Annotated in this window: 19 protein-coding genes; 16 read left to right on the top strand and 3 right to left on the bottom strand. The window is 50.6% G+C overall.

Annotated features, from left to right (window positions below; genetic code table 11):
• Positions 1-17: 17 nt before the first annotated feature.
• The 3 genes from JS578_01000 to JS578_00990 all read left to right on the top strand — a co-directional run bounded on the left by JS578_01000 (position 18) and on the right by JS578_00990 (position 3,337).
• Positions 18-1,367 carry an MFS transporter gene (locus JS578_01000; GenBank protein QRX63875.1) on the top strand — a complete coding sequence of 450 codons (1,350 nt, stop codon included), beginning with the start codon at positions 18-20 and terminating at the stop codon, positions 1,365-1,367.
• Positions 1,368-1,396: 29 nt separating this feature from the next.
• Positions 1,397-2,545 carry a galactokinase gene (gene galK, locus JS578_00995; protein QRX63874.1) on the top strand — a complete coding sequence of 383 codons (1,149 nt, stop codon included), beginning with the start codon at positions 1,397-1,399 and terminating at the stop codon, positions 2,543-2,545.
• A gap of 99 nt (positions 2,546-2,644) precedes the next feature.
• Positions 2,645-3,337 carry an NUDIX hydrolase gene (locus JS578_00990; GenBank protein ID QRX63873.1) on the top strand — a complete coding sequence of 231 codons (693 nt, stop codon included), beginning with the start codon at positions 2,645-2,647 and terminating at the stop codon, positions 3,335-3,337.
• A 12-nt stretch (positions 3,338-3,349) separates the two neighbouring features.
• On the opposite strand, the gene JS578_00985 is transcribed toward JS578_00990, so the two are convergent.
• Positions 3,350-4,051, bottom strand: a complete 702-nt coding sequence (locus JS578_00985; protein ID QRX63872.1) for an SIMPL domain-containing protein — start codon at positions 4,049-4,051, stop codon at positions 3,350-3,352.
• Positions 4,052-4,174: 123 nt separating this feature from the next.
• Between JS578_00985 and JS578_00980 the strand changes: the two genes are divergently transcribed.
• From JS578_00980 to carB (JS578_00965), 4 genes are all read left to right on the top strand, one after another.
• Positions 4,175-4,384 (top strand): hypothetical protein, encoded by a 210-nt coding sequence (locus JS578_00980; GenBank protein ID QRX63871.1) that lies wholly within the window; start codon positions 4,175-4,177, stop codon positions 4,382-4,384.
• A gap of 147 nt (positions 4,385-4,531) precedes the next feature.
• The gene (gene carA, locus JS578_00975) at positions 4,532-5,602 is read left to right on the top strand and encodes a glutamine-hydrolyzing carbamoyl-phosphate synthase small subunit (protein ID QRX63870.1); all 1,071 of its coding nucleotides are present in this window, start codon (positions 4,532-4,534) and stop codon (positions 5,600-5,602) included.
• Positions 5,603-5,616: 14 nt separating this feature from the next.
• Positions 5,617-8,919 (top strand): carbamoyl-phosphate synthase (glutamine-hydrolyzing) large subunit, encoded by a 3,303-nt coding sequence (gene carB / locus JS578_00970; GenBank protein ID QRX63869.1) that lies wholly within the window; start codon positions 5,617-5,619, stop codon positions 8,917-8,919.
• 85 nt (positions 8,920-9,004) lie between these two features.
• Positions 9,005-12,223, top strand: a complete 3,219-nt coding sequence (carB, locus tag JS578_00965) for a carbamoyl-phosphate synthase (glutamine-hydrolyzing) large subunit (protein QRX63868.1) — start codon at positions 9,005-9,007, stop codon at positions 12,221-12,223.
• Positions 12,224-12,329: 106 nt separating this feature from the next.
• Here carB (JS578_00965) and JS578_00960 read toward each other — a convergent pair whose 3' ends face one another.
• Positions 12,330-13,991: an AMP-binding protein gene (locus JS578_00960; protein ID QRX63867.1), complete on the bottom strand. Its 1,662-nt coding sequence runs from the start codon at positions 13,989-13,991 to the stop codon at positions 12,330-12,332.
• 213 nt (positions 13,992-14,204) lie between these two features.
• Between JS578_00960 and JS578_00955 the strand changes: the two genes are divergently transcribed.
• The 8 genes from JS578_00955 (at position 14,205) to JS578_00920 (ending at position 24,607) form a co-directional block, all read left to right on the top strand.
• Positions 14,205-15,677, top strand: a complete 1,473-nt coding sequence (locus JS578_00955; protein QRX63866.1) for a Gfo/Idh/MocA family oxidoreductase — start codon at positions 14,205-14,207, stop codon at positions 15,675-15,677.
• A gap of 43 nt (positions 15,678-15,720) precedes the next feature.
• Positions 15,721-16,491: a DUF1080 domain-containing protein gene (locus tag JS578_00950; GenBank protein QRX63865.1), complete on the top strand. Its 771-nt coding sequence runs from the start codon at positions 15,721-15,723 to the stop codon at positions 16,489-16,491.
• A 65-nt stretch (positions 16,492-16,556) separates the two neighbouring features.
• The gene (locus tag JS578_00945; protein ID QRX63864.1) at positions 16,557-17,447 is read left to right on the top strand and encodes a sugar phosphate isomerase/epimerase; all 891 of its coding nucleotides are present in this window, start codon (positions 16,557-16,559) and stop codon (positions 17,445-17,447) included.
• Positions 17,448-17,603: 156 nt separating this feature from the next.
• On the top strand, positions 17,604-17,963 hold the full coding sequence (locus JS578_00940) for a DUF3127 domain-containing protein (protein ID QRX63863.1): 360 nt from the start codon (positions 17,604-17,606) through the stop codon (positions 17,961-17,963).
• Between the two features lie 9 nt (positions 17,964-17,972).
• Complete coding sequence (locus JS578_00935; protein QRX63862.1) at positions 17,973-19,571, top strand: YfcC family protein; 1,599 nt, start codon at positions 17,973-17,975, stop codon at positions 19,569-19,571.
• An 845-nt stretch (positions 19,572-20,416) separates the two neighbouring features.
• Positions 20,417-22,795, top strand: a complete 2,379-nt coding sequence (locus JS578_00930; GenBank protein QRX63861.1) for a hypothetical protein — start codon at positions 20,417-20,419, stop codon at positions 22,793-22,795.
• Between the two features lie 169 nt (positions 22,796-22,964).
• Positions 22,965-24,014 (top strand): AAA family ATPase, encoded by a 1,050-nt coding sequence (locus JS578_00925; GenBank protein ID QRX63860.1) that lies wholly within the window; start codon positions 22,965-22,967, stop codon positions 24,012-24,014.
• Positions 24,014-24,607, top strand: a complete 594-nt coding sequence (locus JS578_00920) for a hypothetical protein (protein QRX63859.1) — start codon at positions 24,014-24,016, stop codon at positions 24,605-24,607. The genes JS578_00925 and JS578_00920 overlap by 1 nt, the downstream gene beginning before the upstream one ends.
• Before the next feature lie 48 nt (positions 24,608-24,655).
• On the opposite strand, the gene JS578_00915 is transcribed toward JS578_00920, so the two are convergent.
• A complete protein-coding gene (locus JS578_00915; GenBank protein ID QRX63858.1) occupies positions 24,656-25,867 on the bottom strand; it encodes a transposase in 1,212 nt (403 codons plus the stop codon).
• 163 nt (positions 25,868-26,030) lie between these two features.
• Here JS578_00915 and JS578_00910 point away from each other — a divergent pair, with 163 nt between their 5' ends.
• Positions 26,031-26,381 carry a hypothetical protein gene (locus JS578_00910; protein QRX63857.1) on the top strand — a complete coding sequence of 117 codons (351 nt, stop codon included), beginning with the start codon at positions 26,031-26,033 and terminating at the stop codon, positions 26,379-26,381.
• Positions 26,382-26,416 lie beyond the last annotated feature (35 nt).

The following is a 26,416-nucleotide window of genomic DNA, read 5'->3' as shown; positions in this document are numbered from 1 at the left end:
AAATTAATTTTTTTGTAATGAACACTAAAACAAATCAGTCTACAACTCGAATCGTGCCCATCATTATGATGATTGCACTGTTCGGAATGATCTCATTCGTGACCAATCTGGCCGCACCAATGGGACAGGTATTGAAAGAACAGTTCGGCGTTTCCAACTTTCAGGGGTTGCTGGGTAATGCAGCCAACTTCATTGCATATGCCGTGATGGGAATACCGGGTGGTATCCTGTTGCAGCGTGTGGGGTATAAGAAAACAGCGCTTATTGCCATTGCCGTTGGTTTCCTGGGCATCTTTGTTCAATATCTCTCAGGCCACTCTCCTCAAAGCTCCGCTTTTGGTGTTTACCTCCTGGGTGCATTCATCGCCGGTTTCTCCATGTGTCTGCTCAACATCGTGGTCAACCCGATGCTCAACACGCTCGGTGGTGGTGGCAACAAAGGGAATCAGCTCATACAGGTGGGAGGTTCTTTCAATTCGGTGATGGCTACCTTTACCCCTGCTTTTGTGGGAGTGTTGATTGGTGAAGCGGCCAAGGCCAACATCAAAGATGTATTTCCCGTAATGTACATTGCAATGGGTGTCTTCGCAGTGGTCTTTTTTGTGCTGCTTGCGGTGAACATTCCCGAACCCTACGTAACCAAAAACAAGGAGTCTCTCAAACAGCTGATGACCGGAGCCCTCAAGTTCAGACATTTTGTGCTGGGTGCTGTTGCCATCTTCGTATACGTTGGTGTGGAAGTGGGAACACCCGGTGTGATGATCTACTGGTTGTCCGATCATCCCGAAGTGGGTAAAACCATTGCCGGTGTTGTAGCAGGAACCTACTGGCTGTTGATGCTTGCAGGCCGTCTCATCGGTGCCTCCATTGGCAGTAAGGTTTCCAGCAAAGCCATGCTTACCGTCACCTCTTTTGTTGGGATGGTATTGATTCTGCTGGCCATCTTCTCTTCTACCTCTACCATGGTCTCCCTGCCGGTGCTGGAACGCAATGCCGGTTCTCTCTCGTTCGGATTTGCTGAGGTTCCCATCAATGCCATGTACATCGTATTGGTTGGCCTCTGTACTTCAATCATGTGGGGTGGCATCTTTAACCTCGCCGTGGAAGGTCTGGGCAAATACACAGCTGCTGCTTCCGGAATCTTTATGGTGCTTGTCTCCGGTGGGGGAATCGTTCCCGCCATTCAGGGAGGCATGGCCGACGCTGCCGGTTACCTCCCCAGCTACTGGGTAATACTGATCTGTCTTGCTTATCTCTTCTTTTATGCCGTCGTTGGCTCGAAGAATGTCAATCGTAACATCTCTGTGGCAGACGAAGATGAGCTTCCAGTAGAAACAGCATCGCAGAGCATGCCTGCAGAAAACTAAAAAGAGTATTCAACATTTCTATCAACATTATGACCAAAAACGAAATCATCAATATCTTTCAGGAAAAATTCGGTCAGGATAGCCCCGAAGTATACACCTCACCGGGACGCATCAACCTGATCGGTGAACATACCGACTACAATGGGAGCTTTGTCTTTCCCGGTGCCATCGACAAAGGCATGATTGCCGCCATCCGTTTCAATGATGGCGACAAGGTGAGAGCCTACGCCGTCGACCTCGATGAGTACGCCGAGTTCGGACTCAACGAGGAGGATCTCCCCAACCAGGGATGGGCTAAATTTCTCTTTGGCGTTTGCCGTGAGATCATCAAGCGGGGTGGCAGCGTGAAAACGTTCGACACCGCTTTCTCGGGCGATGTGCCCCTGGGTGCCGGAATGTCCTCATCGGCCGCACTGGAAAGCACCTATGCCTTTGCACTGAACGACCTGTTGCAACTGGGCATCGACAAGTTTGAGCTGGCCCGCATCGGTCAAAGCACCGAACACAATTACGTGGGTGTGAAGTGCGGCATCATGGATCAGTTCGCTTCCATCTTTGGCAAGAAGGGCCATCTCATCCGTCTCGATACCAAGTCGATGGAGCATGCCTACTACCCGTTTGACCCTAAAGGATACAAGCTGGTGCTGCTCGACACGGTGGTGAAACATGAACTGGCCTCCTCGGCCTACAACAAACGACGTGAGTCGTGCGAGTACGTAGCCCGTACCATCGCTAAGCGTCACCCCGAAGTCGAATTCCTCCGTGATGCATCGATGGAGATGCTCAAAGAGGTGCAGGATGAGATCTCTGCGGAAGACTTCATGCGTGCCGAATATGTGATCGAAGAGACACAACGGGTGAGAGATGTGAGCGATGCACTGCAACGGGGCGACTATGAAACCGTAGGTCAGAAGATGTACGAGACACATCACGGCATGAGCAAGCTCTACGAGGTGAGTTGCGAAGAACTCGATTTCCTCAACGATGTAGCCCGTGCACATGGTGTCACAGGCTCTCGTGTGATGGGTGGAGGCTTTGGCGGCTGCACCATCAACCTGGTGAAAGATACACTCTACGACTCCTTCATCAGCGATGCCAAGGCACAGTTCAAGGCCAAATATGGACATGAGCCAAAGGTATACGACGTGGTGATCAGCGACGGTGCCCGTAAGCTCTGAGAACAGACAACATAATTCAGGGTTGGGAGTTGAGATTCATCGCAAAGAGGGTCTCCTCCCAACTTTTCTCTTTTTTTTTATTTTTCACCTTACTGTGAGATGATACCAGCATACTACTCCAACAAAAGTCGTTTCCTGATTGCCGTCGATTGCATCATCCTCGGTTTCCGCAACAAAGAGCTGCATCTGTTGTTGACCCGTCGTCCTGTGGAGCCGATGAAGAACGAATGGTCGCTGATGGGAGGTTTTATGGATGAACAGGAAACCCTGAATGAAACCGCCGAGAATATCCTGTTCAATTTCACCCGGCAGAAAAATATATACATGGAGCAGGTAGGAGCTTACGGTGATCTCCACAGGGATACCGGCGACAGGGTCGTCTCTGTTGCCTTCTTCGGGCTGGTGAAGATGGAACAGTTCGATACCTCACTTGCCAGGGAGTATGATGCCAGGTGGACCAATATCAATGAGCTGCCGCAGCTGGTGTTCGACCACAACAAGATGGTGGACGATGCCCTGCGACTCCTTCGTTACAAAGTCTCCACAGAGCCGGTGATCTTCAACTTCTTCAAGGAGAAGTTCACACTGCCGGTGTTGCAGGAGCTCTATGAGGCAATCTTCCAGATGCCGCTCGACAAACGCAACTTTCGGAAGAAGCTCACCACGATGGATCTGTTGGACAAGCTGGAGGACAAAGACAAGGAGAGTTCCAAACGGGGAGCCTACTACTACACCTTCAACCCCGACAAATATGCGCTGTTCCTTGAAAAAGGTAAACGATTCTCTCTCTGACAGAGGAGATCCTTAATTCTTCAGGTAGTAATTCACCGTGGTCACCACCCGTACATTCTTGATGTATGGGGTGTTGGCATCACGGTCGGTGATGGTGAACTGACCCTGCGATGCATCGCGTATCTTGCCCAGCTTGCTGCCCGAGTCCACTGCAAACTTCTCGGCAGCTTCTCGTGCATTCTTTGTGGCCGTCTCTATCATATTGGGCTTGATCGCATTTAATCCGGTAAACTCGTAGAGGATGCTGTAACGATAATCACCGCCGGTGATGGCTACCCCCTGCTTCAGCAGCTCCGTCTGTTCGGCTATCAGCTTTCGCACCTTCTCCACATCACCAGAGCTGACGGTGATCACCGAGGTGGCGTTGTAACGGTACTGCGGTGCCTGCGCCGCATAACGCTCCGCTTCCATGTCAATGATTTCCGGTGGTGAGATGCTGATCTCCTCATCAGTGATACCGTTGGTTTTCAGGAAGGAGACAATGGTGTTGTTCTTCGTTTGAATGTTGTTGTAGAGTGAGAGCAGCTCGTTTCCGATATCCTTGTACATCAGGGGCCATACCACCTTGTCGGCCGCCACCTCCATCTCTGCCAGCCCCTTCACGCTCACCACGCGGTCTCTCTCCTTGAAACTGTCAATTCCCGAGCGAATCATGTAACCCAGCAGGGTGATACCCACGGCTATGATCGCTGCTTCAATGATCCTGTTTTTCATACGTGCAATTTTTTATTGAATCCCTTTGCATGCAAAGATAATCATCTTTGCGGAAAAGTGGCGTTTTCAGAAAAATATGCTATATTTGGCTTCCAAAAATCAAAACAGATACAATTACAGGTTATGGCACGACTCAAAAAGAGCACGGCACAGCTGCTGGCAACCCTTGCCGCGATACTCGTAGCCGCCGCATTTCTGCTTTTCGGATACCTGATGGGGTGGGAGTACCTGCTCGGATTCTTCCCCATCATCACCATCGTGGTGATCATCGTGGGGGTGGTGTTGTGGATCCTCGGTTTCAGCAAGGAGCAGAGGGAGCACCCGGAGGAGTGAACAGGAACAAGGCAATAGGAGCAATCGTTGTCATTTTGTTAAAAATAACGGGTGATTGCTGATTGTTTGTTTCTCTTTTCGCTTTTTTTTGCTACCTTTGTATTCCGATATCAATAAGGTTCAATTCAACATAACATTTTAGGCACTATGCACAGATACAAGCCGGTGCGATTGATCCTTGAAAACGGGATGGTTTTTCATGGACAATCGTTTGGAGCTGAAAAGGCCACATCGGGAGAGGTTGTTTTCAACACCGCAATGGTCGGTTACCCCGAGAGCCTCACAGACCCCTCCTACGAAGGACAGATTTTAACACTCACATACCCCATCATCGGAAATTACGGAGTTGCCGCCAAAAGCGCAACAGACGGAATTTCCGATTTTTTTGAATCCCACCGCATCCATGTCAGTGGGCTCATCGTGCAGGATTACTGCGAGGAGCACTCACACTGGAACAGCGTGGAGAGCCTGGGCCAGTGGCTCCGCGCGGAGGGCATCCCCGGCATCAGCGGCATCGATACCCGCATGCTCACCAAGGTGCTGCGCGAAAAGGGCTCCATGCTGGGTAAGATCGTTTACGACAGTGACGATGAGGTGGCGTTCTACGATCCCGAGCAGGAGAACCTGGTGGCGAAGGTGAGCTGCAGCGAGGTGATTGAATATGGAAAGGGAGAGAAGACAGTGGTGCTGGTCGACTGCGGCGTGAAGCTCAACATCATCCGTGAGCTGCTCAAACAGCAGGTACGGCTGGTACGCGTGCCGTGGGACTACGACTTCAGCACCCTCCACTACGACGGACTCTTCATCTCCAACGGGCCGGGCAACCCCGACCACTGCGGCCCCACGGTGGCACACATACGTGAGGCGATGCAGCAGGAGAAACCCATCTTCGGCATCTGCATGGGCAACCAGCTGCTGGCAAAGGCGGCCGGCGCCGACACCTACAAGCTGAAGTATGGACACCGCAGCCACAACCAACCGGTACGCAAGGTGGGCAGCAACCAATGCTTCATCACCTCGCAGAACCATGGCTACGCCGTGGATGAGTCGCTGCTGAACAACGAATGGGAACCCTATTTCGTGAACATGAACGACGGCACCAACGAGGGAATACGCCACAAGAGCAAACCCTTTTTCTCGGTGCAGTTCCATCCCGAGGCGACCGGTGGACCCACCGACACCCGCTTCTTCTTCCAGGATTTTGTACAAATGCTTTAAAAGTGAGGAATAAGATGAACAACAGCATACAACCCCACGACAAAACAATCACAACCCCATACGAGACGGCACCGGCCGGGCCCTTGCAGGTCAAGAAAGCGCTGATCCTCGGCTCCGGGGCCCTCAAGATCGGTGAGGCGGGCGAATTCGATTACTCCGGATCGCAGGCCTTGAAAGCACTGCGCGAGGAGGGGGTGGAGACCATCCTCATCAACCCCAACATCGCCACGGTGCAGACCTCCGAAGGCTCCGCCGACAAGATTTACTTCCTGCCGGTGACACCCCTCTTCGTGGAGAAGGTGATCGCCCGCGAGAAACCCGACGGCATCCTGCTTGCCTTTGGCGGCCAGACAGCCCTCAACTGCGGCGTGGAGCTCTACAAGTCGGGTGTCTTCGAGAAATACAACGTCGCAGTGCTGGGCACACCGGTGCAGGCCATCATGGACACCGAAGACCGCGACCTCTTCGTGAAGAAGCTCGACCAGATAGGGGTGAAGAGCATCAAGAGCTTCGCCGCCGCCACCATGGAGGAGGCGCTGACGGCTGCGCGCACGCTCAACTACCCCGTCATCGTACGTGCCGCCTATGCCCTCGGGGGACTGGGCTCCGGCTTCTGCAACAACGAGGAGGAGCTGCATGCCCTCGCCACCAAGGCATTTAACTACTCCGACCAGCTGCTCATCGAGAAGTCGCTCAAAGGATGGAAGGAGATCGAGTATGAGGTGGTGCGCGACCGTTACGACAACTGCATCACCGTCTGCAACATGGAGAACTTCGACCCGCTGGGCATCCATACCGGTGAGAGCATCGTGGTGGCCCCCTCGCAGACCCTCACCAACAGCGAGTACCACAAGCTGCGCGAGCTCGCCATCCGCATCATCCGCCATATCGGCATCGTGGGTGAGTGCAACGTGCAGTACGCCTTCGACCCCGAGTCGGAAGACTACCGTGTCATTGAGGTGAACGCCCGCCTGAGCCGCTCCTCGGCCCTCGCCTCCAAGGCTACAGGCTACCCGCTGGCATTCGTGGCTGCCAAGCTGGGACTCGGCTACGGGCTGTTCGACCTGAAAAACTCGGTCACCCGCTCCACCAGCGCCTTCTTCGAGCCCGCACTCGATTACATCGTGGTGAAGATCCCCCGCTGGGACCTGGGCAAGTTCAGCGGCGTCTCCAAGGAGATCGGCTCCTCCATGAAGTCGGTGGGCGAGATCATGGCCATCGGGCGCACCTTCGAGGAGGCCATCCAGAAAGGGCTCCGCATGATCGGTCTGGGCATGCACGGCTTCGTGGAGAACAAGGAGCTGAAGATCGATGACATCGACAAGGCTCTGCACGAGCCTACCGATCAGCGCATCTTCGTCATCAGCAAAGCATTCCGCAAGGGATACACAGTAGATGAGATCCATGCGCTGACAAAGATCGACAAGTGGTTCCTGCGCAAGCTCCATCATATCGTTGAGACGGCCGAAAAGCTCGAAGCATACCGGCCCGAAGCGATCGACTTCGGGGCGGCACACAACAACGGCTTCGACGAGTTGCTGCAACTTGCCAAGCAACAAGGCTTCTCCGACTACCAGGTGGCACGCGCCCTCTGGAAGGAGCAGATCAGCGACGAGGCACCCCTCACCATCCGCAGCTACCGCAAAAAGCGCGGGCTGCTCCCCGTGGTCAAGCAGATCGACACCCTCGCGGCTGAGTACCCCGCACAAACCAACTACCTCTACCTCACCTACAACGGCACCGAGAACGATGTCCACTACCTGGGTGACCACCGCTCGGTGATCGTCCTGGGCTCCGGGGCCTACCGCATCGGCTCCTCGGTGGAGTTCGACTGGTGCTCGGTGAACGCCCTCAACACCGTGCGCAGCGAGGGCTACCGCTCGGTGATGATCAACTACAACCCCGAGACCGTCTCCACCGACTATGACATGTGCGACCGGCTCTACTTCGACGAGCTCTCCTATGAGCGGGTGATGGACATCATCGAGCTGGAGAACCCCCATGGCGTCATCGTCTCCGTAGGGGGGCAGATACCCAACAACCTGGCGGTGAAGCTCGACAACGCCGGCGTGCGGCTGCTGGGCACCTCCGCCAAGAGCATCGACAACGCCGAAGACCGCCACAAGTTCTCCTCCATGCTCGACCGGCTACAGATCGACCAGCCCCGCTGGCAGGAGCTCACCACCCTCAACGAGATCCACCGCTTCGTGGATGAGGTGGGCTTCCCCCTGCTGGTACGCCCCTCCTACGTCCTCTCCGGGGCAGCCATGAACGTCTGCTCCAACAAGGATGAGTTGGAACGGTTCCTGACGCTCGCCACCGAGGTATCGGCCCGTTACCCCGTGGTGGTCTCCGAATTCGTGGAGGAGGCCAAGGAGATCGAGATGGATGCCGTGGCGCAAAACGGAGAGCTGGTGGTCTACGCCATCTCCGAGCACGTGGAGTTCGCCGGTGTCCACTCGGGCGATGCCACCATCCTCTTCCCGGCACAGAAGATCTATGTGCAGACCATCCGGCGCATCAAGCAGATCACACGTGAGATTGCGAGGGCACTCAACATCTCGGGACCCTTCAACATCCAGTTCCTGGCAAAGGAGAACGACATCAAGGTGATCGAGTGCAACCTGAGAGCGTCAAGATCGTTCCCGTTCGTATCGAAGATATTGAAAATAAACTTTATAGAGCTTGCTACGAAAGTGATGCTCGAGATCCCCGTAGAGCAACCCGAGAAGTCCGCCTTCGACCTCGACTACGTGGGAATCAAAGCCTCACAGTTCTCCTTCACCCGCCTGCAAAAGGCAGACCCCGTGCTGGGAGTCGATATGGCCTCAACCGGAGAGGTGGGGGCTATCGGCACCCATTTCGACGATGCACTGCTCACCGCCATGTTGGCTGTCGGCTACCGCATCCCCCGGAAGAACATCGTGGTCTCCTCCGGCGGTACCCGCTCGAAGGTGGACCTGCTCGACGCCTGCCGCCTTCTGCAGCAAAAGGGATACAACCTCTTCGCCACGGGCGGCACGCAGCGTTTCCTCGCGGAGAATGGCGTGGAGAGCACCTTTGTAGCCTGGCCCGACGATGAGGAAGCAGCGCTGAAGGTGAACGACATGATCGCGGAGAAGCGGTTCGACCTGGTGATCAACATCCCGAAGAACCTTACCGAGCGGGAGCTGACAAACGGCTACCGCATCCGGCGGGGCGCCATCGACTACAACATCCCGCTCATCACCAACGCGCGTCTGGCCAGCGCCTTCATCAAGGCCTTCTGCCGCATCACGTTAGAGGAGATCGGCATCAGGCACTGGGGGGAGTATTGATCAGTTGTCAGCAATCAGTTGTCAGTGATCAGCTGAACAAGGGAAAAAAGATAGAAAAATTATAAAGCAAAGAAATAGATTAAGAATGGACCAATCAATCAAGAAAGTAGTATTACTGGGCTCGGGAGCCCTGAAGATCGGACAGGCGGGTGAGTTTGACTACTCCGGTTCGCAGGCGTTGAAGGCAATGCGCGAGGAGGGGATCGAAACCATCCTGATCAACCCCAACATCGCCACCATACAAACCTCCGAAGGGGTGGCCGACAAGGTCTACTTCCTGCCCATCACCCCCTATTTCGTAGAGAAGGTGATCGCGAAGGAAAAGCCCGACGGCATCCTGCTCGCCTTTGGCGGCCAGACCGCCCTCAACTGCGGTACCGAGCTCTACCAGAGCGGCGTGCTGGAGAAGCATGGGGTGAGGGTGCTGGGCACCACCGTCGAGGCAATCATGATCACCGAAGACCGCGACCTGTTCGTGAAGAAGCTCAACGAGATTGAGGTCAAGACACCCCTGTCGCACGCCGTGGAGAGCCTCGCAGATGCGCTCCGAGCGGCGCATGAGATCGGGTTCCCCATCATGGTCCGCTCCGCCTATGCCCTTGGCGGCCAGGGATCGGGCATCTGCAACAACGAGGAGGAGTTCGTCGAGCTCTGCAAGAGCGCCCTCTCCTTCTCCAACCAGATCCTGGTGGAGGAGAGCCTGAAAGGGTGGAAGGAGATCGAGTTTGAGGTGATCCGCGACAAGAACGACCACTGCTTCACGGTGGTGCCGATGGAGAACTTCGACCCGCTGGGCATCCACACCGGCGAGAGCATCGTGGTGGCACCCATCATCACGCTGGACAAGGAGCAGATCGCGCTACTCGAGGATATCGCCCGCCGCACCGTACGCCACATCGGCATCGTGGGTGAGTGCAACATCCAGTACGCCTTCAACGCGGAGACCAACGACTACCGTATCATCGAAATCAACGCCCGCCTGAGCCGCTCCTCGGCGCTCGCCTCCAAGGCATCGGGCTACCCGCTCGCCTTCGTCGCCACCAAGCTGGCACTGGGTTACTCCCTCGACCAGATCGGCGAGATGGGCACACCCAACTCGGCCTACGTGGCACCCTCGGTCGACTACATGATCGTGAAGATCCCGAGGTGGGACCTCAACAAGTTCTACGGCGTGAGCCACGAGATTGGCTCCTCCATGAAGTCGGTGGGTGAGATCATGTCCATTGGCCAGTCGTTCGAGGAGATCATCCAGAAAGGGCTCCGGATGATAGGGCAGGGGATGCACGGCTTCGTGGGCAACCGTGAGATGACCTTCGACAATGTGGAAGAGTCGCTCTCCAAGCCTACCGACCTGCGCATCTTCGCCATCGCCGATGCCCTCGAAAAAGGATATACCGTGGCTCAGATCGAAGAGCTGACCAAGATCGACCGCTGGTTCCTGGAGAAGCTGGAGAACATACACAACTACTCGAAGGTGCTCTCCACCTACCAGAAGATTGAAGAGCTGCCCGCAGAGGTGCTGCATGAGGCCAAGCGGCTCGGCTTCTCCGACTTCCAGATCGCACGCTTCGTGGAAGATCCGGAAGGCAGCCTCGAAGAAGATCTGATACGCGTGCGCAACAGACGCAAGCAGCTGTCGGTGCTGCCTGTGGTGCGCCGCATCAACACCGTGGCCTCCGACCACCCCGACAAGACCAACTACCTCTACTTCACCTACGGCTCCGACAAGGCCTACACCCCCCACCGCGAGGAGGGAGAGACCGTGATCGTGCTGGGCTCCGGTGCCTACCGCATCGGCTCCTCTGTGGAGTTCGACTGGTGCTCGGTGAATGCCGTGCAGACCGCACGTGAGCTCGGCTACCAGTCGGTGATGATCAACTACAACCCGGAGACGGTCTCCACCGACTACGACATGTGCGACCGCCTCTACTTCGATGAGCTTACCTTCGAACGTGTGCTCGACGTGATCGACATCGAAACACCCAAGGGCGTCATCGTCTCCGTGGGGGGACAGATCCCCAACAACCTGGCCATGAAGCTGCACCGGCAGGAGGTACCCATCCTGGGCACCTCGCCCCTCTCCATCGACCGGGCCGAGAACCGTCACAAGTTCTCCGCCATGCTCGATGAGCTGGGCATCGACCAGCCCCGCTGGAAGGAGCTCACCAGCTTCGACGAGATCGACAGCTTCGTCGAGGAGGTAGGCTTCCCGGTGCTCATCCGCCCCTCCTATGTGCTCTCGGGAGCTGCCATGAACGTCTGCTACGACAGCGAACAGATGCACACCTTCCTGCAGCTGGCCGCCAACGTCTCGAAAGAGTTCCCCGTGGTGGTCTCCTCCTTCATGCAAAACGCCAAGGAGATCGAGTTCGATGCCGTGGCCCGCAACGGGGAAGTGGTGGAGTATGCCATCTCCGAGCATGTGGAGTTTGCCGGTGTCCACTCGGGCGATGCCACGCTGGTCTTCCCCGCGCAGAAGCTCTACTTCGAGACGATGCGCCGCGTGAAGAAGATCTCCAAGCAGATCGCAAGGGCACTCAACATCTCCGGACCGTTCAACATCCAGTATCTTGCCAAGAACAACGAGATCAAGGTGATCGAGTGCAACCTGCGTGCATCGCGCTCGTTCCCCTTTGTCTCGAAGGTGCTGAAACAGAATTTCATTGATACTGCCACCCGCATCATGCTCGATGCCCCCTTCCGCAAACCCGACAGCTCGGTGTTCGACCTAGACTACATCGGCGTGAAGGCGTCGCAGTTCTCCTTCTCCCGCCTCCAGAACACCGACCCGGTGCTGGGTGTGGACATGTCCTCCACCGGCGAGGTAGGATGCATCGGCGAGGATTTCCACGATGCCATCCTCAAGTCGATGCTCTCTGTGGGCTATCGCTTCCCGCAAAAAGAGAAGGGTATCCTCATCTCCTCCGGCGAGGTGAAGTCGAAGGTGGACCTGCTGGAGGCCTGCAAGCTGCTGGGCGAACAGGGTTACAAGCTCTACGCCAGCCACGGCACGCAGAAGTTCCTCGAGGAGAACGGCATCCCCGCCACCGATGTCAACTGGCCCGATGAAGATGGTGAAAACAACATCCGCCAGATGATTGCCGACAAACGGTTCGACCTGATCATCAACATCCCGAAGGATGTGACGCGACGGGAGCTGACAAACGGATACATCATCCGTCGCGGTGCGGTGGACTACAACATCCCGCTGATCACCAACTCGCGACTGGCCAGTGCCTTCATCACCGCCATCTGCAAGATGGGTGAGGAGGATATCGAGATCAGAAGCTGGAACGAGTATTGAGACCAGCATAAAAATAAGAAGTCCGGGCGTAAGACCCGGACTTCTTCATTATAAGGGGTATAAGTTCTTTTTATGGAGTGTCAGTTCGTTTAAGGGGGTTGTACGATCAACTCTTCTGCTGGTACTTGAACCGCTTGATGCTCCGCTTGGGTGTTTTCTCAAACTCCTCGTCCCGCAGGCGGAAGGAAGCGATCTTGCTGTAATTGGGCAGCTTGCCGTTGATCTCGCCGATCAGCTTCCCGAAAAGATGCTCCATCTGCTTGCTGTCGATGCCATGCTCCTTCATCACATCCATGTCGGGCACGATCAGTGCCACAATCTTCCTGTTCTCCTCGATGGCCAGCGATTCGCTCACGTAGGGCAGGGCGTTGATCTTCTCCTCAATCTCCTCGGGGTAGATGTTCTGTCCCGAGGGTCCCAGGATCATGTTCTTGTCCCTGCCGCGGATGTAGACATAGCCCTCGCTGTCCAGCACCCCCAGGTCGCCGGTCTTCAGCCAGCCATCGTCGGTGAAGGTATGCTTCGTGGCCTCCTCGTTCTTGTAGTATCCCTGCATCACGTTGGCACCTCTCACCTGAATCTCACCCACTGTATGCTGCGGATCTTCTGAGTCGATGCGCACCTCCATCCGGTCCACCACCTTGCCGCAGGAGTGCTCCTTGAACGCGGTCCAGTAGGAGTAGGAGATCAGGGGCCCACATTCGGTCATGCCGTAACCCACCGTGTAGGGGAAGCGTACCTTGCGGAGGAACTTCTCCACGTCGGGGTTGATGGCGGCACCGCCAATCACCACCTCGTTGAGGCTGCCGCCGAACGCCTCAATCATCGACTTCCGCACCTTGGCGTATACCAGCTGATTGAGCAGCGGTACCTGCGACATCACCTTCGCGGCACCCTTCTGCAGCTTGGGCAGCACGCTCTTGTTCACGATCTTCTCGATGATGAGCGGCACCGCCAGCACCAGCTTGGGCTTCACCCTTGCAAACGCGTCGAGCAGTACCCTGGGTGAAGGGGTCTTGCCCAGGAAGTGGATGTGGCAACCCATGGAGATGGAGTTGAGGATCTCGAAGGCCAGCCCGTAGGTATGTGCCATGGGCAGCATGCAAACAATGTTGTCGCCGGCGTGGATGAACTCCAGGCAGTCGTTGGCGAACTTGGTGTTCGACCAGAGGCTGCGGTAGGGAATCATCACCCCCTTGGGGCTGCTGGTGGTACCCGAGGTGTAGTTGATCACCGCCAGCTCCTCAGGCTTGTCTGTACGGAAGGAGATGTCGTTCACGAAGAAGCCCCTGGCATACTTGTCCTCGAAAAACTTCTCCGCATTTGCCGCGAAGGATTGCAGCTTCTCGGAGGTGGTGGTCAGCAGTGCAAAGTTGTCGAGCGAGAAGACCGTCTCCACCTTGGGCAGCTTTTCGCTTTCCAGCTCCTTCCAGATACTCTCATCCGAAAAGAAGATCTTCGAATCGGAATGATCCACGATGAACTGCACGCTCTCCTTGTCGAACTCATGGAGGATGCTCACGGCAACGGCCCCGTAGGAGAGGGTGGCGAAGAAGGCGATGGCCCAGTTGGCAGAGTTCTTCCCGCAGAGGGAGATCTTGTCACCCCGCTCCACGCCGGCCTCCCTGAAAAAGTCGTGCAGCCGGTCTATCTCCTGTGCAAAATCTTTGTAGAGATAGGTTTTTCCCTGGAAATCGGTCATCGCAGGCATCTCCCAGTGGGTGCGAACGCTCTGCTCAATAAGGTTTAAAAAGCTGTTTTGGTTCATAGTTCATTCCTTTAAATTAGTCGGCCTTACATACGTCGAGAATGAGACTGCCCCCGCGGGGGAGCACCATCATTCTCTACTGTTTCTCACAAAAATAGGAGAAATATCTGTGAAAGATAGGTTTTTTTTTGGTAAATTTACCGCGTGGATGCAACATTCCACCCATTTTGCACAATTTACCCTTAAAATATTCACAAAATATCTGCAAAAATTATGTCATCAAAAATCTCAAGAAGAAAGTTTCTGGAAGCAGGTGCCTTTGCCGCTGCCGGATTGACCATTGTACCCTCCAGCGTGCTGGGGAAGAACCTGGGACACACCGCTCCAAGCGATAAGCTGAACATTGTCGGCGTGGGCGTGGGCGGTATGGGCTTCAGCAACCTGAAGAACCTGGAGAGCCAGAACATCATCGGTTTGTGCGACGTAGACTGGAAATACAGCAAACGGGTGTTCGACTACTTCCCCAATGCAAAGAAATATTACGACTACCGTAAGATGTACGAAGAGCTGGGCAAGTCGATCGATGCGGTTGTCGTGGCCACCGCCGACCACACCCATGCCATCGTTGCCGCCGATGCCATGACCATGGGGAAACATGTGTTCGTGCAGAAGCCGTTGACCCACAGCGTCTATGAATCGCGACTGCTCACCAATCTGGCCAAAAAGCACAAGATAGCCACCAGCATGGGCAACCAGGGCTCCTCCGGTGCCGGTGTGCGTCAGGTGATCGACTGGATTGCCGATGGGCAGATAGGAGAAGTGAGAAAAGTAGAGACCTTCACCGACCGTCCCATCTGGCCGCAGGGACTCATGACCCCCAAGGAAGCACATAAGGTGCCCCGCACCCTCGACTGGGATCTCTTCATCGGGCCGGCCAACAAGCGTCCCTTCAACGAGATCTATCACCCCTGGAACTGGCGTGGCTGGTGGGACTTCGGTACCGGCGCCCTGGGCGACATGGCCTGCCACATCCTCCACCCCGTGTTCAAGGGTCTCAACCTGGGCTACCCCACCAAGGTGCAGGGTTCCTCCACCATGCTGCTGACCGACTGTGCCCCCAACGCGCAGATGGTGAAATATCTCTTCCCCCGGCGCGACAACCTGCCCAAGGTGGCGATGCCCGAGGTGGAAGTCTTCTGGTACGACGGCGGGCTGCAGCCCATGCGCCCCGAAGGAGTCCCTGCCGGGAAGAACCTCAACGATGCCGGTGGCGGCGTCATCTTCCACGGCTCGAAAGACACCCTCATCTGCGGATGCTACGGCAAGGACCCGTGGCTGGTCTCCGGTCGCACACCCAACTCCCCCAAGACGCAGCGTGAGGTGACCCTCTCGCACGAGATGGACTGGGTACGTGCCTGCAAGGAGAGTCCCGAGAACCGTGTGGAGACAGCCTCTCCCTTCTCGGAAGCAGGACCCTTCAACGAGATGGTGGTGATGGGCGTGCTGGCCGTGCGGCTGCAGTCGCTCAACCAGGAGCTGGCGTGGGACGGCAACAACATGCAGTTCACCAACATCCCGCAAGATGCCACCCTACAGACCATCGTGGAAGATGGCTTCAAGATCACCGACGGTCACCCCACCTTCAACAAGACCATGACCGACCCGGTGAATGCGGTAGCCTATGCCAACGAGATGATCAAGCATACTTACAAGAATGGCTGGCAGCTGCCGGCGATGCCCAAATAATCATTTTCGTTTCAAGTTTAGTCATATAAAAAAGAGCGTTTTTATGAAAAAAGTATTTTATCTATTTGGTTTATTCATTTTATCAGGAATGATTTTTATGTCATGTACCAACGCAAACAAAAAGACAAGTGAGTCGGAGGCAGCCACCGAAGTTGCAGCTGCCGACGAAGGATGGATCTCCCTGTTCAACGGGGAAGATTTCACCGGCTGGAGAGGTTACAACCGCACCGACATGCCGGCAGCCTGGACCATCGAAGAGGGCGCCATCAAGATCAACGGATCGGGCATGGGTGAAGCCGGTGCAGCCGATGGTGGCGACATCGTTTACGATCAGAAGTTCAAGAATTTCGAGCTCACCTTCGAGTGGAAGGTCTCGGAAGGAGGCAACAGCGGCCTGTTCTATCTGGCACAAGAGGTAGAAGGCAAGCCCATCTACGAATCCTCCCCCGAGTACCAGGTACTCGACAACGAGCGTCACCCCGATGCCCGCCTGGGCAAGGATGGCAACCGTCAGTCCGCCTCCCTCTATGACCTTGTTCCTGCCGTTCCCCAGAACGCAAAACCTGCCGGCGAATGGAACACCGGCGGCGTGCTGGTCTACAAGGGCACGGTGGTACACTCGCAGAACGGCGAGAACGTGGTGGAATATCACCTCTGGACCGACGACTGGAATGAGATGGTAGCCAACAGCAAGTTCAAGGATTGGCCCAACTTCCTCAACGCCGGTGGTGAAAACCAGGAAGGCTTCATCGGCCTGCAGGACCATGGCGATGATGTATGGTTCCGTAACATCAAACTAAAAGTACTCGATTAATCAAACACACACACAACAATCATTTAGCCTCCGGGCCGGGTGATTCGTTTCTAAAAGTCAACAGAATGAAGAAAATCAAATTCTTAACCCTCGCACTGATGAGTGGATTGTTCCTGTTCTCCTCCTGCACGCAAGGAGCGAAAAAAGAGGAAGCAGCAGCGCCGAAGAAGGATATCTACCTGCAGCTTTACTCCCTGCGCGACGACATCAAGGCCGATTATGCAGGCACCATCGCCAAGGCCGCCGAAATGGGCTACATCGGCGTGGAAGCAGCGGGATACAACGACGGTTTGTTTTACGACCTGACCCCGGCTGAATTCAAGCAATCGATCGAGGATGCCGGCATGGAGGTGCTCTCCTCACACGCGGGCAGACCGCTGGCCGACCCCGCTTCCGACACCAACTGGGAAGAGACCTGGGCATGGTGGGACACCGCCATACAGGCACACAAGGATGCCGGGATGAAATACCTGGTGGTGGCCTGGATCCCGACCCCCAAGACACTGGTCGACCTGCAGGCATACTGCGACTACTTCAACCAGGTGGGTGAGAAGTGCAACGCTGCCGGCCTCCGTTTTGGCTACCACAACCACAACTTCGAGTTCACCGAAGTGGAGGGAGAGCTGATGTACGATTACATGCTCAACAACACCGATCCCGAGAAGGTCTTCTTCCAGATGGACGTCTACTGGGTAGGCGAGGGCGGCAAGAACCCTGTCGACTACTTTACCAACTACCCCGGTCGTTTCGAGGTGCTCCACATCAAGGATGAGCTGGAGCTGGGCAAGAGCGGCAAGGTAGATTTTGAAGGCATCTTCAACAACGTAGAGCAGTCCGGAGCCAAGTACATGGTAGTAGAGGTAGAGCGTTACACCGGCACCCCGCTTGAAGGTGTTCAGGAGAGCTACGACTATCTCAACAACGCAGCATTCGTAAAAGAGAGCTACACCAATTGAGCCGTCACTGGCCACACAGGAAGCCCGGAACCGAAAGGTCCGGGTTTTTTGTTGAAAACTAAACCCGAAAAAGAGCCCTCCGGAGCGGAAAAATGGTTATTTTTGCCGTTTATGCGGGAGCCATCTGCTCCCGGAGAATCAGAAAAAGAGACAAGCATGCAATTAACAGCGAAACTGCTAGAGATACTCCCGTTGCAGACGGGAAAAGGCCGTAACGGAGAGTGGAAGAAACAGGATATCATCGTGGAGACACCGGGACAATATCCCAAGAAGGTCTGTGTCTCCATCTGGGGCGACAAGCTCGACGGGGTCACCCTCACCCCCGAACAAAACTACGACATCTCGTTCGACATCGAAAGCCGCGAGTTCAACGGAAAATGGTACACCGATGTGAAAGCCTGGAAGATCACCCCCGAAAGCGGCGCGAAGGAAGATGTTCCGCCTGAATTCAACGGCCCTTCGTCCGCCGAGCCCTTCCCACCCGCGGGCGGTTACTACGATGAGCCTCCCTTCTAAAGCCATCAGATGCTGAAGAAGACGCCCCATACCCTGGTGATCATCTTTTCGCTGATCATCTTCTGCGCCCTGCTCACCTGGATTGTACCCGCGGGAGCATTCCACTACGAGACCGTGGAGGTGGAGGGGATCAGCAGGGAGGTGGTGGTCGACAACTCCTACCACCGCGTGGAGCGGTCACCCCAGAGCTGGCAGATCTTCTCCTCCTTTCTTGCCGGCTTCGAACGGCAGGCCGCCATCATCGCCTTCGTGCTCATCATCGGCGGCGCCTTTCAGATCCTCAACAGCAGCCGTGCCGTGGACAGCGGCATCTACTCCTTCCTGCAGGTGACCGCCCGGCTCGACAAGCATCCGTTGCTCGGCAGGGTGGGGGTCCACAACCTGGTGATCATCCTGGTGATGCTCCTCTTCAGCGCCTTCGGCTCCATCTTCGGGATGAGCGAGGAGACGCTCGCCTTCGTGATCATCATCGTGCCGCTGGCCATCTCCATGGGGTACGACTCGCTCACCGGCCTGATGATGGTCTATGTGGCCGCCCACATCGGCTTCACCGGTGCCACGCTCAACCCCTTCACCATCGGCATCGCACAGGGGCTCTCCGGCCTGCCCCTCTTCTCCGGCATCGGCTATAGGCTCTTCAGCTGGGTCATCCTGACAGGGGTCGCGATTGTCATCACCCTGCTCTATGCTGCCAGGGTAAAGAAGAACCCGGAGCGATCCCCCATGTATCGTGCCGATGCCTACTGGCGCAAGCGGGAGGCAGAGAGCGAATCGCAGCAGCTGAGCTTCCCCGCCGGGAGAAGTGCCCGGCTGCTCTACCTGCTGCTGACGCTGCTCCTGGGGTTCCTCTCCTTCCGCTATCCCCTCACCACCCTCTCGGCGGGGGCAAGTGAACTCACCCTCCCGCTCATCCCGGCCATCACCCTCCTGTTCGCGGTCACCTCGTTCCTCGCCATCAGGAAGTCCGCACAACTCTTCATCCTCAACCTGCTGCTCTTCACCATCCTCTTCCTGGTGACCGGTGTGATGGGCTATGGCTGGTACCTCGAGGAGATCTCGGCACTCTTCCTCGGCATGGGGTTGCTGGCCGGCATCGCCAACAACATGACCGCCGGCGCCATCACCAGGGAGTTCATCGCCGGGGTGAAAGATATGCTGACCGCGGCACTTGTCATCGCGCTGGCCGGGGGCATCATCCAGATCCTCACCGAGGGCAGGATCATCGACACCATCCTCTACTCATTGGCGCTGTTGATGCAGGATGCCGGCAAGGTACTCACCATCGGCGGGATGTACGTGATGCAGTCGGTGATCAACATCTTCATCCCCTCCGGGTCGGCCAAGGCGGCCCTCACCATGCCCATTCTGGCACCCTTCTCCGATGTGATCGGCCTCTCGCGCCAGGCCACCGTGATGGCCTACCAGTTTGGCGACGGCATCACCAACATGATCACCCCCACCTCCCCCGTGCTGATCGGCGCCCTCGGCATTGCCAGGGTACCCTTCGACGTGTGGGTTAAGTGGTTCTGGAAGATCCTACTGCTGCTCTTTTTCCTCGCTTTTCTCCTGCTGCTCCCCACCGTCTTCATGGAGCTGGAGGGGTTTTAGGCTGCCCTCCTGCGGCCCCACGCAACTGCATGAACCCACTCAGATCATACCGGCAGAAGTTCAATATGGTACTCTTTGTGCAGCTTTTGTGAAAGGATTTGACAAGGACTGGGCCGGTGCCCCTCCAATGCCCCTCCAAAGCCCCTCCCATGCCCCTCCCATAAAAATTGGAGAGGCAGAGGCCGAGTCCTTGCCCATGTCTAGCCAAATAGGTTCCTATTTTCATTTAAACAAATGAGATGAATGACACAAGGTGTCAAATATTAGTCCAATCTTTGCGGCTTGACTCAGGTCTTTGGGGAATAAAGAGGTATCAGATTTAATAACACAAGCCTAGGATAAGGTTTTAAAAGAATATAAGCAAGAGCAATTACAAAATAGTAGGGCTGACACGAGGTGCTTATTTCACAATCGATTATCGTTGGTAGGTAGCGATCAAAGTGCAGAGGGAAACTGAAAAAAATAATTAACAATTTTGTTTTTTCAATTTACATTTTTTATTAACTTTGGGTTTTTGACTACATATACTAATGAGTAACGCATGATTAGATAACTGTAATCGCATTTTAATATCTATCGTAACCACCTCCATTTACTTTGGGATAATAGAATTTTGTAAATCTAGTAATTACGAAAGTTGGATTTTAATTGCGTTAATAACACTTTCTCCCTATATCGCTTTCTGTTAGTAGGGAGAACGAATGATGGATTACATCCTGCATTCAATTATTCGCATCACGGAGACATCGTTGAACACAGGATTTACGAGATTACCAGTGATAGTGAATATCTCTCGCAAATCTTCCGTTCGTCCGTTAGTTTTCATTTGAAATAAAGAAACTGATATGATGGAAAAATTATTTTGGGATTTGTACAAGACTCACGATGAAAATGAAATAACTAAGATTATTTCTGAAAATGCCATTTTTGAAATGTCAGAAAACTGGAGACCATATGGAGATAATAAGGGGAACTTCGGGACTTTTGAAAGTCAACAAAATCATCCTGTCCCTGCTTTAATTGAAAAAATAACGAATTCAATAGATGCAATTCTTATTAAAGAATGTAAATTAAAAGGATTAGATCCAAAATCAAAAGAAGCTCCAAATTCAATGAAGAAGGCAGTTGAATTGTTTTATAATGTAAAGGATGGGGAAATAGGAGAACTTGACCCAAAATCAAGAAGAGAATTAGCGGAAAATATCCAAGTATTAGCATTTGGTGACAAAAAACAACCGTCTTTAGTTATCTACGACAATGGAGAGGGTCAAAATCCTGAAAATTTTTATAACACATTTCTTTCTCTGCATCGTAACAATAAAACAAATATCCATTTTGTCCAAGGCAAATATAATATGGGGTCTACTGGAGCAGTCGTTTTTTGCGGAGAAAACAAATACCAGTTAATTGCTTCAAAAAGGCATCCTGATTTTGAATCAAATGGAGAATTAGGTTTTACCCTTGTAAGAAGGCATCCTTTGTCTAAGGAAGAAGAGTATGAATATGGGAAAGCAACTTGGTATGAATATTTCTGTCCAAATTCTAAGATACCTTCATTTCTAATAGATTCAATTGATATTGGTTTAAAAAATAGATTGTTCACCAGTGGTAGTATTGTAAAACTTTACTCATACCAGTTACCAAGAGGGTCTCGTTCAGATATTACACTTGATTTGTGGAGAGATTTGAATCAATTTATGTTTAATTTACCTCTACCTTTAGTTGTTTTCGAAAAAAGAGACTATGCAGGTAAAACACCAGATAAACCACTTCTCGGAAATCGTACGAGAATCGCTATTGATGATAGAAATAAAGTTCAAAAAATCATACAATTTAATATCCCCCCAAATTCAGCTGTAGGAGAAGTGAATATTGAAGCAATTATTTTTGACAAGGTAGTAGACCATGGTGAATTCATCAAAAATAAATCAATTATTTTTACACTAAATGGTCAGGTACATGGATTTGAAGGTCAGTCTTTTATTTCACAAGATTTGGGTTTTTCTCTTTTAAAAAAACATCTGTTGATTCATGTTGATTGCACAAAAATCCCGACAAGCATCCGACAAGATTTATTTATGTCAAATCGAACTCATTTAAAACAAGGTCCTAAAACAGAAAACTTGCGAGATGTAATCATTGAAGTGCTTCGAAAAAGTGAACAATTAAAAGAAATAAACAATGACTGGAAAAACGCCATATTCCAGAATTCTGATTCTGATAATGAATTAATCACTAATTTATTGTCAAAGCTTCCTGTTGATGATGATGTTATAAATCTACTTAGGAAAAATGGTGCTTTAAATTTTCTGAAAACTAAAGGAAAAAAAACAACACCAATAAAAAAAGAAGAACAAAAAAAACTTAATAGATTTCCATCAATATTTAACTTAAAACATAGTAATCATGGCAAAACATACAAAACTATACCTATTAATAGTCAGGGAAAAGTATTTTTTGAAACAGATGTTGAGGATGATTATTTATTCAGACCATATGAAAAAGGACAATTTGAGGTAGAAATATTACAAAAAAGAAATATTAATGACAACGTAGTTAAAACATCTAATCCTAGTCCAAACGAAGTTGTAGACATAATAACTGTAGAAAGAGAGGGTCCAACAAATGGTTCCATCAAACTTATTGTCAAGCCCACTGAACAGGCTCAAATTGGAGATGAAGTTGAAATTAAAGCGACACTAAGTAATCCGGGTAATGATTTGACATGCGTCTTTACTGTTAAAGTTGACGAGAAAATAAGTCCACCTCATAAAATAGAAGACAAAAAAACAGAGACGTATCCAAATTTACCTACTCCAAAAAAGGCATATGAGAATCCTAAAAGCGAAGATGGAATTTCATGGTATGAATTTAATTGGGACGGTCATGATATTGTCAAAGTAATCTGTTCAATAGATGATGATTCAAAAGAACTGTTGGTAGATGGTATTGTAGTTAATATGGATGCTTTTGTATTAAAACAATTTGTTTCAAAGAACAGGATTACTACAGAAAAAGAGTTAAAATATATCACTGACAAATATTTCTTGTCAATATATTTACATTCTCTTTTTCTATATAGCATCCTTCAGAAAATGAGAAAAGAGGATGATAAATTAAAACCATTAGAAGTGGATGAATTAGTGTCTTCTATGATTAAACCTTATTCGATTTTTCTATTGTATGAAAATCATCATATCACAAAAATGGCATTTGATGAATAGGAATAACGAGAGCTAACAATATAAAAAACAATAGACAAACAGTTGTAAATTCATCGGATATAGCCTGTTTCTGCTTTAATGTAACTTGAAAAGAAATTGCCATGCTGACGGCTACTATTCTTATATTCATCTGTAAAGCACAATTATATCAAAAATATCACATAAAAATATGATGACAAAAAAAATTGCATTATTTAATCACAAAGGTGGAGTAAGTAAGACAACCACAACTTTTAATGTAGGGTGGAAATTAGCTGAAAAAGGACATAAGGTTCTATTGATAGATGCGGATCCGCAATGCAATTTGACTGGTCTTATATTAGGATATTCAGGTGACGATGACTTTGAACAATTTTATCTGGATAATCCTGATCGTAATATTAAATCTGCACTAAAGCCAGCGTATGAATCTATGCCACGTTTGATTGAAGCAATTGAACCAATTGAGGTGCGTAATCGCGAAAATCTCTATTTGATTCCTGGTCACATAAATTTTTCAGAATATGAAATAACATTAGGTATTGCGCAAGAACTGTCAAGTTCAATACAAGCACTTAAAAATGTACCAGGTGCATTTTCGTATTTCGTTAATAAAGAAATCGAAATCCATAATTTTGATTATGTTTTAATTGATATGAATCCAAGCCTTGGAGCTTTAAATCAAAATATATTGATGACATGTGATTATTTTTTAGTTCCGACTGCACCTGATTACTTTTCCAAGATGGCCATTGACTCACTAACGTCGGTGTTCCCTCGCTGGGTTCAATGGTCAGCGCGTGCTCAAAGTTTAGAAGAACTAGAAGAAGCTGCGTATCCCTTTCCTAAAGGGTTTCCCAAATTTCTTGGAACAGTAGTTCAAAAATATCGACCCAGAAAAGGGGAAGCAACTGAAGGATTTCAAGGTTGGATAGACAGAATAAATGTTGCAGTTTCAGAAGGTCTTGTGCCGAAACTTCAAGAAATAGGAATGGCTCTTTCCGCTACTGAATATTTAGAAATAGGTGCTGATTTCACACGTAATTATTGCCTAGTCCAAATTCCCGACTTTAATACCTTAATAGCAACATCACAAAATCATAAAACTCCGGTGTTTGCGTTGAGTGATGAGCAATTTGGCCATGTGGGGAAAGTTCTACTTCAGGATCAATCGAAAAGAGATGAATTTGACCAAATATTTGAAAATTTAGCCAGTAGAATTGAAAGTTTGACATCATAATGAATGACTCAATAATTCAATTTAATAATGGTATTTCAAGAATAAGAGATTTGAATGCAACCATTAAACAAGTAGATAAACTTACTACAAATCTCATAGATGTTTCAGATTTGTATAGAGCGCAAATAGTACTCGTTGTAAGTACCCTTGATCATTTTATTCATTCATTTGTTTTAGAAGAGATGCTCGAAATATTTAATGCTCGCAGAGATGCAACGAATTCATTTAATGAATACCCTATTCCAATTTCTATAGCACAATCAGGACGACCCACTTCCAATACAATTGCCTCACATATAAGACAAAAGCATTCTTGGTTAACATTTCATGACCCGATTAAAATTGCTGATGCATTGAGGCTCATAAGCGATAAGAAAGTTTGGGAGGAAGTGGCCCCAAGTTTTCACATAAGTGCAGGTGACCTGAAAATTAAATTGAAGCTTGTTGTTGACCGACGAAATAAAATTGCGCATGAAGCAGATATGGATCCATCATACCCCGGACGTAAATGGCCGATTGATGGACAAATGTTAAGTGATACAATAAATTTCATTTCGGAATTAGGAAAAGAGATATATATTAAAATAAAATAATTGTGCCTTACTATATATCAATAGTCCGTTAAAAATTTACTATATGAGTCATGCAGCAATGGCTGCAAACTCCACGAGTTCTTTAACAAGTTTATCATTTAATCTTCTGTTCGGTTTAATGCCAGACACGCAAATAAATCGTTCAAGCAGATAAGCGTTGTGTATCATTGTTTTACATGATGCCATCGAAAAGGGGATGCCTTTCTCCTTTGCCAACACCTTTGCCAGGTTAACCGAGGTAAGAGATGCATTAAAGTTGAACGATAGCTTTGCTACATCCCTTGCCTGCGATTGCATCAGTCCTGTGAAGCCTTTTGCATCCCTGAAGCAAAACTCGATCTGAAAACGGGTGCGGTAATACTCTATGACATCCTTCCCGCTCATCTTAGAATTGGTAGAGAAGAACAGTTTTGGTTTTTTCCCATCTTTGGAATACCAGACGACAAGCCTGACCATCTGTTTAAGAGATTTTGAATAGGCTATCAAGGTGTAGAGATCACCGTTATCAATATTGATCTTTTGCACTCTGGTTGTATCCAGGTTGGCCATATCAATCTTTCCGTCGTAGAGTTTAGGCCTGCCTTTCTTGCCCGTTGGTTTCTGCAGTGTTGGATAATAAAGTGCGGCATCATCCCTGAAACGGCTGACCAGATCAAACTTCATCTCTTGCAGACCCATAACGAAGTTGTTCTTTGCGAAGTAGGCATCGGCAACCACGTAACGGCTTGTCCGATGGAGTTTATCCCGCATCGATTTAATGACCAGCAGGTACCAGTCGATCAGGTTGGCATCACGACTCTCCAGGGTTTGACGGTCCGGAGTCTGAACGGCCTGTAGACTGATGCAATCCTTATTGTCGACGTCTATAAGGCCCACTCCCAGGATTTCCAATCCCCTTTTCGCCTGACCGGCTGCACCCGACCAGAAGTAACCAATCCAAGGGGTATTCTTTCCTGATTTGGTTATATAACTGGGATCAATGGCAATAGCCTTGCGATCTCCGGTTAATACCCTATCAGACAAAGACAAGTTAAACTCCAGCCAATCAAAATCCTTCGAGAAGTTCTGGCGAAATCGCTGTTCACACGACTTGCCATATCTCCCTAATTGTAGGAAATTAATCCTCCCGGGAATGACCAGATACAAAATAAGCGTCTCCATAAGGAATGATTTGAAACTTTTGTTTAACTTCGTAGTTAGTTCACCAAGAACATCACTACAGATACCTCTATATTGGTTAAGTATGCTGGTTTTATCCATCTTTATTAGGCTTTCATCAGCTATAAAGATACTGATTATCAGCTACTTAACCATCTTTTTTATGTTAAACTATGTTGCGTAAATCATTGAATTTTAATTAGTTAATTGAATATTTACCGAAGTATTGTTTTATAAATTTGTCATTACTTTAAATCTCGCAAATATGAATAACCTGGAAAAAATAAAATCAGAATTACTTCGATTAAAGTTGGGAAAAGATATCCAAGAAAGCTGGAATATATTGTTAGCGTATTTTAATAACTCATCCCATCTCATAAAAATCGATCAAAACAAACGTATGTTGATAGATGGATATGTTGATCCAGAAGAAGATGAAAAACATAAGTTTCATATATACACTGTAAAAGATCAGAACATCTTGGTCAAGCTTACTTCTCACGATTTTAGAAGAATAATTGTTTCGAATGCAGGAAATAACTTCAAGGGGTACTCCCTCGAATTGAATGAAAATAGCTCAGACTCTATACCCGAGTATAAGATCGTTTCAGCTTAAGTATTGGGAGTTTCAGCTTCATAAATATTACAATT

Source organism: Dysgonomonadaceae bacterium zrk40 (genome assembly GCA_016916535.1).
GTDB lineage: Bacteria > Bacteroidota > Bacteroidia > Bacteroidales > Dysgonomonadaceae > Proteiniphilum.
The sequence above is the reverse complement of the archived record's forward strand: the minus strand, read 5'-3'. Positions and strand labels throughout refer to the sequence as shown.